This is a genomic window from Candidatus Latescibacterota bacterium, assembly GCA_019038625.1.
Classification (GTDB): domain Bacteria; phylum Krumholzibacteriota; class Krumholzibacteriia; order Krumholzibacteriales; family Krumholzibacteriaceae; genus JAGLYV01.
In genome coordinates, this window is the sequence record JAHOYU010000222.1 from 18,360 (window position 1) to 27,991 (window position 9,632).

General features: G+C 52.3%; 4 protein-coding genes. 3 read left to right on the top strand and 1 reads right to left on the bottom strand.

All coding sequences use genetic code 11. The features are described from left to right. The first annotated feature begins 26 nt into the window (after nt 1–26). Both KOO63_14665 and KOO63_14670 read left to right on the top strand, forming a co-directional pair. Nucleotides 27–3,038 carry a PD-(D/E)XK nuclease family protein gene (locus KOO63_14665; protein ID MBU8923058.1) on the top strand — a complete coding sequence of 1,004 codons (3,012 nt, stop codon included), beginning with the start codon at nt 27–29 and terminating at the stop codon, nt 3,036–3,038. Further along, a complete protein-coding gene (locus KOO63_14670; GenBank protein ID MBU8923059.1) occupies nt 3,031–6,534 on the top strand; it encodes a UvrD-helicase domain-containing protein in 3,504 nt (1,167 codons plus the stop codon). The genes KOO63_14665 and KOO63_14670 overlap by 8 nt, the downstream gene beginning before the upstream one ends. Here the strand turns inward: KOO63_14670 and KOO63_14675 are convergent. After that, a complete protein-coding gene (locus KOO63_14675) occupies nt 6,512–7,303 on the bottom strand; it encodes a sulfide-dependent adenosine diphosphate thiazole synthase (GenBank protein MBU8923060.1) in 792 nt (263 codons plus the stop codon). The genes KOO63_14670 and KOO63_14675 overlap by 23 nt on opposite strands. Nucleotides 7,304–7,507: 204 nt before the next feature. On the opposite strand from KOO63_14675, the gene KOO63_14680 reads away from it, so the two are divergent. Further along, on the top strand, nt 7,508–9,632 hold a 2,125-nt coding region (locus tag KOO63_14680), incomplete at its 3' end, for a PAS domain S-box protein (GenBank protein ID MBU8923061.1).

A 9,632-nucleotide genomic window follows, 5' to 3' on the forward strand; every position in this document is an offset into this window, starting at 1 on the left:
ATGATTTTCGTCCCCTTGAAGATGAGTTGATCCGGAGGATCGAAGCTGTCAAGGTATCGGATCCTCTTGCCCCGGTTTACATCCTTGCCGGATCCAATCTGGCCGGGAGATACCTGGGGGATCTTCTGTCGACCAGGATGGGCGGGTCTTTCAATGTCGAGATCATGACATTTCCAGACCTCGTCAGCCGGGTAGCAGATTCGGCGGGGATAGAATGTGCCGAGGGTCTTCCCCTCTTTTCGGGCCGGATAATCATTGAAGGGATGCGGCGAAAGGGTGAGATACCCCCGTATTTCGAGTCCATATCGATGATGGATGGGTTTCCGGATGCTGTGCTGGGAACGCTTACCGATATCGATGAGGCCGGATTCGATGCTGATGCTGCGAAAAGACTAATCGGAGATAATGGATCAAAGGCAGGGGCAGAAGACCTTCTTGATATATATATTGGCTACAGAGGCAGGATCGAGGGGCTCGGCGGGGATATCCACTCCTTCTTCAGGAATGTGACAACCGCGGCAGGCAGCCTGGATACGGGGCCTCCCGTATTCGTCTATGGATTCTATGATATGAATGAACTGCAGTACCGTTTCCTTTCTTCGATTGCAGAATGTGGTGGAATGGATATCTTCGTTCCGGTAGACGGGGAAGAAGACAGCCTGTCGTCACGATTCGTAAGCCGCTTGAAAAGATCAGGTTTCGATCATACGCATCTCGACATGGAGAAAGGACCCGGCCCAGCGAGGGAAGTCTTCAGCGTTCATGACCCGGAATCGGAAATCCGTGAAATAGCATCCAGGGTACTTGATCTGGCAGGCCCCTCGATCCGTTTCGGTGAGATGGCCGTTCTGATTCCACCCGGATATGATGTGAGACTTGTGGAAGATATATTCGATGAGGCCAGGATACCCTGTTACTTGTCCGGGCATCCGCTTCTCGAGATCTCCGCTCACGCGAGGACCCTGCTTTCACTTGCGGGCCTGATGTCAGGAGTTCCCTCAAGGTCCCGGCTTGTAGATCTTCTGGCTTCCATCCCTCTGAATGCGACTGATGTTACAAATGGGCATCCGGACCCGTTCTCCGTGTGGATACGTTTGAGTGCCGAATCGGGAATGTCTGGTGAAAACGGATGGGTCGAAGAGAATATCGAATTGATCGGCAGACTTGAAAGAACGATGGATGAAAAGGATAGAGATCTGATAGATGCAGTGAGACGTTCGGGAGAGGTCATCGAGAATATCATGATCCTTTCAAAGGTGGGTCGAAAAGCTTCCTGGAGCGACAGGGTTGAAATTCTCTCCGGTGTTGTGACCTTGCTTCCGGGGGAGGATGAAGCGTTCTGCGATGTTCTGTGTCTGGTCTCGAGCCTGATCGAGCTTGACCGGGTAGACAGGGAATGCCCGGCGGGGATCTTTTATTCCGTGCTCAAGGCTCTGTTGTCGCGACCCGCTGGAGTGACTGGCAGATTCGGTGGGGAGGGAGTCAATATATTACCTTTGTCAGGGGCAAGGGGGCTGCGGTTCAGGGCTGTCTTTATCCCGGGACTGACCGAGGACTCCCTGCCCGGCAGGGTCGGCAGGGATCCCTTTCTTTCCGACGAGGGAAGAGAAAAACTGGAGAAGCTGTCAGGTTCAGATATCAGGTTTTCGAGAAGACAGGACAGGCCGGGAGAACTCAGACATATTTTCAACCTGGCTTGCCGGTCAGCCGACGAACACCTTTTTCACAGTTTTCCAAGAAATGGAGAGGGTGCCGACAGGGAGAAGATCCCTTCTTCCTTTCTTGATCCAGAGACAGGGGAGGATCCCGGGCAGAGTGGCTGTGGTGATGTTGCTGTGTCGGACAGTGTGCATTTGACCAGAGTGCCGTGTGGTCCGGTGCAGGCGTGGGCCAGGGATCCGGTAAGTGAAGAAGAGTTCTGTTCGCTTGCAGTGTTCAAGTGTGGTGAGACGGCAGGTGATCTCTTTGAGAACAGGTTTTTCACGAAAGGGGTCCAGCTGTCATCTTCGAGGTGGAAGAGAGGCAGGCTGTCCGGTTATGACGGAATCATAGATTCAAGCAAGGGGTTGAGTGCCCTTCGCTCGATGCTCGATTCCAGTGTCCGTGTTTTTTCGCCGACTTCGCTGGAGAGATGGGCGGGGTGCCCGTTTGTCTATTTCCTTAATGATATTCTCGGTGTCGAATCGGTCGAGGAGCCTGAAGAAATGATCTCCATCGATCCCCTTCGGAGGGGAAACGTCGTCCATTCGATCATGGAGAGCCTCTACGTGGAGTTAAGTAGAAAGAAACTTCTTCCCCTGACAGGGGGAGACCGCGGGGAGGTGCTCGATACCGCGGCACGGGTCGCCGGTGACATTCTCGAACGTTTCGCATCAAGAGAGCCTGTCGGCCTGAAGCTGTTTTGGGATGTGGAAAAGAGGATTATCATCCAGGCGGTTACCGGATATATCGAGTCGGAGATGCGGGAGCAGGATGGAATGATCCCCATCGAGTATGAGATCGCGTTCGGTTTCGGGCCTGATGGGAGCAATGTCGTATTTGACACGGGGAAGAAGTCGATACATTTCAGGGGCAGGATAGACCGGATAGATCGTGATCCCTCCGGCGGGTTCAGGGTGATCGACTACAAGACTGGAAAGCTTGACAGAAGGAAGGATAACGATCTGGGAGGCGGAGTCTATCTTCAACTGCCTGTATATCTGCTTGCAGCGGCGCGGATACTTGGCATTGACATCGATGATGGTATCGCCCAGTACAGGAAAGTCGCCACGGGAGGCGGCAAGAGAGTCGTTACCTTTTCGGGAGAGAACTGGGAGGAAATATCCCGTCAGCTTGGAGGCATGATCGATGTCATCACATCAGGAATGGAGGACGGACTGTTCTTTATCTCCCCCGATAACCAGGGGTGCAGATTCTGTGGTCTTTCGTCGGCCTGTCCTTCGGCACGTGGTTATATCATGGAAGAGAAGGTGATGAAGGATGACAGGTGCAGGCCGTATATATCCATGAGGAGAGGGGAGGCCGAAGGTGATGGGTGAACAAACTGTCAGGCCGGTTGATTTCGAGGCCAGACTGAGAGCAGTCTCCGATCTGGATTCCTCCCTCTGCCTGGAAGCTGGAGCCGGTACGGGAAAGACTACTCTTCTCGTTGACAGATACCTTTCCATCATTGGTCAAGGCAGAGCCATGCCGGGCCAGATAGTAGCCATTACATTTACCGAGAAGGCCGCGTCAGAGATGAAATCGCGTCTCAGAAGAGAGATCGATTCGCGTATCGCTTCCCTCGACAAGGATGAAACTTCCTGTGAAAGATTCAGGGAGGCCAGGAACAATCTCGAGAGCGCTCATATATCGACTATTCATGCCTTCGCTTCCTCTCTTCTGCGCGAGAACCCGGTCGAAGCGGGGGTCTATCCCGGTTTCGGACTTCTCGATGATATCGAGAGCAAGATGCTTCTTGACGAATGCTGGAACACTTTCCTCTCGCGTCCGCACGAGGGGGCGGGAGACATAATCCGTTCCTGGTACATGGCCGGGGGCAAGGTGGACAATCTTCGTGATCAGGCGATGCATTATTACTATGAGCGCGGAAACGCCGTCCTTTCAGGAATATTCGAAGACGAGGGGGGGGCTGTCTCTGATAATGCGCAGGCAGAACCAGATGTCGCTGAGATGCCGGGGGCAGGTGCGATCGTTTTGACTGAAAGCCTGGCCGATCTTGTCGAGGAATCGGTTTTACGGGTGAAGCTGCTTCTGAGATCCTCCTGTAAAAAATTGGACGATAAAGGGGCGGTCTTGATAGGGGAATTTTCGGGAGAATCAGCCCTTATGGAGGGACTTGAAGGGGAGTCTCGCGAAGAGTTCGCTCTCTGCCTCGACATACCAAAGCCAAAGGGAAACAAGAACAACTGGGATCCTGAGACAGATTGCAGCGAACAAAAAAAGATCTTCCGCGATATGGCCGCCGCACAGTCCATGGCCAGGACTTCCAGTTTGGAGAGGCTTGTGCCGGCTTTGGAAAGTTGGCTCGCCGGGTTCGTCTCTCTTGTGGAGGCGAGGAAACGGGAACAAAGCCTGCTGGATTTCGACGACCTTCTGATAAAGGCGAGACTCCTGCTGGACGACAAAGGCCTGCTGGATGAGTTGAGGCGCAGGTACAGGTTCTTTCTTGTCGATGAATTTCAGGATACAGATCCCCTTCAGGCCGAGATCATCATGCTGCTCTCGTGCAGCCCGGGAAGTCGCGAGATAGCACCTGGTCCCGGCAGGCTCTTTATAGTCGGCGATCCCAAGCAGAGTATTTACAGGTTCCGGAAGGCGGATGTCGAGATATACGAGAAGGTCAAGCGGAAGTTCATCGAGGCAGGGGACTATCTCAGGATCACACAGAATTTCAGGTCGACTCCCGGGATCACCGAATGGGTCAACAGGGCATTCTCCCTGATAATCAAAAAACCGCCAGATGGTTGTTACCAGCCAGCCTACGAACCGGTTCACGCCTTCAGGGAAGGCGATGATGCCGGGGTGATCAGCCTGGAGCTGGATCCCGGTATTGACAAGGCGGATGATGTCCGCAAAGCCGAGAGCGAATCATTGTCAAAGTTCATATACGGACTGATCGATTCGGGACGGACTGTAATGGACCCTGTTACTCGAAAGCCCCGGCGGATAAGGTTTGGTGACATCGCGGTCCTGTACAGGGGTACTACAGGAATAGCACATTATGAGGATGGGTTGAGAAGGGCTCAGATCCCCTATATGGTCGAGGGAGGAAAGCTGTACTTCACCCGCCAGGAAGTAAGGGACCTTGCATCGGCTCTATGGGCTATTGAGGATCCAGGTGACTCGCTGGCTCTTGTTTCGGTTCTGCGATCCGGGATGTTCGGGTTCAGTGATGAAGAACTGCTTCTTTTCAAGTCTGATGGAGGGTCTTTTGATTATACCCGCCAGGGGATGACTGACGATCCTTCACATGCCGATATTCTGGCCGCGTTCCACATGCTGGCCGCTCTGCATGCTGGCCGAAATACGGCCGGCCCTGCCGGCACTCTGGCAGAGTTGATGCGTAAGACGAAATATATCGAATCTTCTCTTCTCCGGCCACATGGCCATCAGCGGGTCATGAACATCAGGAAGGCCTCACAGAGAGCACGCGAATTCGACCGTGCCTGTCATTCGTTCAGGTTTTTTGCAAGGTGGATGAGAGACCAGGAAAAACTGGGAACGGCGGAAGGTGAATCGCCGGCGATCGACGACGGGAACGATGCCGTTCGGTTGCTCACGATCCATAAATCGAAGGGACTGCAGTTCCCCGTCGTCATCATTGTAAACCTGATGCAGACACTCAGGCCGCCCGGCAGGTTGTTACGGGGAAAACATGACAGGGCAGCTTTCAGTCTCGGGAACGGCTGGCAGACACCTGACTATGACAACGCGGTCGAAGATGAAAAGATCAGGGACAGGGCTGAGTCTGCACGCATGCTGTATGTCGCCGCCACACGTGCCGGGGATCTCCTGGTCATCCCACGCACCAATAAGAAGAACAGTTTATACGAGATGATCTCCGATGCGATAAATATGAATATCTTTGAGCGGGATGATACAGGAGCAGTGATACCTGCGGGCGGAGACCCGGGCGAAGTCCTTGGCCTTGATGTTTCCATGCTTGAGGCGGTCGGCGGCAGAGCCCGGTCGGCAGCTGAAAAAGATCCGGCAGGAGAATTGCGTGAGATAGCTTCTTCCTGGAAGGTCTGTTGCGAGGACAGGGATAGAAAGATATTATCAGCGTCGTCCTGTCCGGTAAGGATATCACCTTCAGGACTGAAGGCAGTTGCGCCTGGCGGGAAAGCTGGTGAGAAATCTCCTGTCGATTTGCGCAGAGATGTCGATGGTGGTGGAGGGCCTGGCGGAGAAGCCAGGGCCCTGTTTGTCGGAAACGTCTTTCACAGGATCATGGAAATTGCGGATTTTTCTTCAGTCGAGCGTACATGTTCAATTATCGGGGGGCTCCTGGCTGGTAGCGGGTATGAAGACACCTGCCCCGAACTTGAGAGGATGGTTAAGAATACGTTGTCTCTCGACCTGATGGTCAGGGCTGCCGGAGCAAGCCGTGTATTCAGGGAGATGCACTTTTCTTTTCCGGTCTATGCACAAAATGCCAGGAAATCAGATGAGTCTGTTTCGGGTCGTCCGGGCCTGCTGACCGGCGATCAGCCGGCTGGATTCGCAGGGGGAAGGGTGGACCTGTTTTTTCAGGATGAAGGTGGATGGACTCTGATCGACTTCAAGACCGATGATGTCACTCCGGATGAGGCGGAGTCGAAAATGCGTTCGTACATGAACCAGGGAGGTGTATACGCGCTTGCACTGGCCAGGGCGGGATTGAAAATGAACGGGGGCGTATATTTCATTTTCGCTCGCCCGGGTGTGGCGGTCCATCTCGATGTCACCGACTCACTGCTGGAAAAGGTTGATAGCCTTTTGCATACGATTGCGGTGCCGGATCATGGGGTCATGCCGTTTTCTCAGCTTTGAGCCTGTCTCCGATGATCTTTGCAACCTTCCTCCCACTGAGAAGCATACCGCCGAAGATCGGGCCCATCCTGTACGATCCAAACGCGGCATTGGCACACATTCCAGCAACATAGACATTGGGGAATACTTCCTTCGTGTTCTCCAGTGTGGTCTGCTCGGCCCGGTCTGCCCACAGGGAACGCTCGCCTTCAAGTCTGCCGCTCGGAGTGAGTAGCCGGGCGTCTACTTTCCTGTCGATCACTTTCAGTACTTCTGCCGGGTGCCCGGTCGAATCCACGATGAATTTCGACTCGATGGTCAGAGGATCCACATGAAGACCACCCATCTCAACGGCGGTCCAGTTGATCACTACGCCTCTGGCGATGTTTTCCTTGAGTATGATGTCCTCTACGCTGATCAGGTTGAATATCCGGGCCCCGTTTTTACATGCCAGGGCCCCGAGGGAACAGACAGTCTGGACAGAATCGGCCGTGTAGTAATCGTTCTGGAATTTATGCGTCTCGACGCCGAATTCATCAAGTATCTCTTTACCTTCGGGCTGCACGACGATCTCATTCATCATCATCCCACCTCCCCACATCCCGCCGCCTATGCTGAGTTTTCTCTCGAACACACAGGTCTTCCAGCCCGCCCTGGCCAGATCTGAGGCAGCGACTAGTCCTGCCGGGCCGGCGCCCACGATCGCGACGTCGCATTTGGTAGAATCGAGGAGTTTTTCGGTGTATCTTTTTATTATCGCCTCAGTGATGGTTCTTTCGTTCAATGCCATTTTGTTTCCCTTTCAGTACTCAGGCCAACGTTGCTTCATCTCGGACAACTATTCTTTTAGCGAAGCAGAGCATGCGAGGTCAAGGTTTTAGTTGGTTGTTCCCTTCAAGAAACTACTTTATCACTGGAAATCCAACGATTATCAGTGATATGATGAATGCCTGCAGTCCTGAGTGATATGAAACGGAATGACCGGGGGGATATTTTGACCGATCCTTCAAAATTCAATATCGACCAGATGGACAACGACCAGCTTGCCTCTATCCTGATGGCCGGGATGGATTCCGCGATGAATCCGGTAGCCGTGCTTACTCTCGATAGAAGGTTTATATTCTGTAACAGGGCATGGAAGACATTTCACGATCTGGATCCTGATACTGAGATGGCAGGGAAAAATCTCGATGAGATAATCAACGAGATCATCGAGCCGATTATTCTCGAGGGCATGGAAACGATTTGGAAAGAAAAAAGATATCAGAAGAAATTCTTCGTGCCTTGCTCCGAAAAATGGATTGTTGTCGATGCGATACTCCTGGATAACCTCGAACCCCCTATTATGGTCATTATTCTGATGGATATTACTTCTTCGATAAAGGACAGCGACGACAGGTTAAAATCTCATTTTATGAGCAACCCTGTTCCCATGTTCATGTGGCGGAGGGAAGGGCCCGAGATGGTCCTCAGGGATTTTAACGAAGCGGGGATCAAACTCACAGACGGCAGGATCTGCGAACACCTCGGGATCTTCGCCTCGGAGTTCCACAAGGATAAACCCGAGATCATCGCGGAGATCAATCGATGCTACGAGGAGAAACTATCGATTCAACGGGAGGTCGAGCTCAAGAATGTCGCAGCAGGTGCTGCCTGGCACTTCGACGTGAAATACGTATATCTGGCTCCTGATGTCGTGATGGTCCATACGGAAGATATCACGGACAGGGTGACAGCCCTCAAGGAGCTGGAAAAATACAAGGAACACCTCGAAGAACTGGTAAAACAGAGAACAATGCAGATCGAAGAAGTGAACGAAAAGTTAAGGAGTGAGATCGGTGAAAGGAAGCTAACTGAGGCAGCACTTCGCGAGTCGGAGGAGAGGTATCGGTCCGTAAGCGAACTCACTTCCGATTACACCTATTCGGGTGTCGTTTACAGGGACGGCAGCATGAAGAGGGAATGGGTGGCTGGTGCCTTCGCAAGTATTACTGGATACAGCCCGGATGAGATCAATCGTGTGCTGGGAAGACTTGAGATCATTCATCCTGAAGACAGGGATATTATGCTCGAACAGCGACAATCCTATTTTTCAGGCAACAAAAGAGTCGAAGAATTCAGGCTCATCCACAAAGACGGATCGATAGTCTGGGCCCTGTTATATGGACTCCCGGGCGAAAAGACTGAAGATGGCGGGATAAGGGTCATCGGCGCTGTCAAGAATATCACCGAGAGAAAAATAGCCGGGCTCGAACTTGAGAGGCGTAACAGGGAGCTTCGGGTCCTGAAGCAGATCGGGGAGATCTTCAGGGCGGAGAATGATATGGTCGAGGTTTTCAGGCAGATACTGGATCTCATTCATGATGAGTCCAGGATTAAGAATATGGGTGTCTGGGGCCCGGACCAGAACAGGGGTGGGTTCAGCCTGATGCTGACGAAGAATATTCCGGATGAATTGATCTCTCCAGTCAATCATTTGGAGAGTGATAATGAATACGTTGCCTTACTGGTAAAGGCGGGTAGAGTAGTAGTGTTTGAGGATGTTATTGAGGATTACGGTCCTTTCAATAAAAAGATCAAGAAGGAGTTGAAGATCTCAAAGACTATGGCCATGCCTGTGAAAGCTTCGGGGGAATTACGTGCGATCTTCATTATGGGAATTCCTTCCAACATGGAACTGCCGACAGGTAAATCTGATTTTTTCAATATGGTCGGTAATCAGGTCGGGGTGGAGATTGAAAGGGTAGAGCTTCTGAAAGCCAGGTCTGAGTACCAGAAGCAGCTGCGGAAGCTTGCGGAAAACAGGCTCAGGGCGAACGAGGACGTAAGGAGAGAGGTCGCACACGATCTGCATGATGTCATAGGTCAGGCCGTAGCTGGTATCAACACCGAAGCCAAGGTTTTCGAGCAGACATTATCATCGGACGATGTAAAGACCATCGAGTGGACCGGTCATATCCGGGGAGAACTGAAGAAACTTATCAAAGAGACCAGGCGTGCCGCGTACTCTCTTCACCCTCCAATGCTGGAGGATCTCGGGTTGATTCCTACTCTTAAATGGTATATAAACAGGATTGTGAAGTCAGAAGGATTCGAGATAGAACTCATTGCTACAGGAT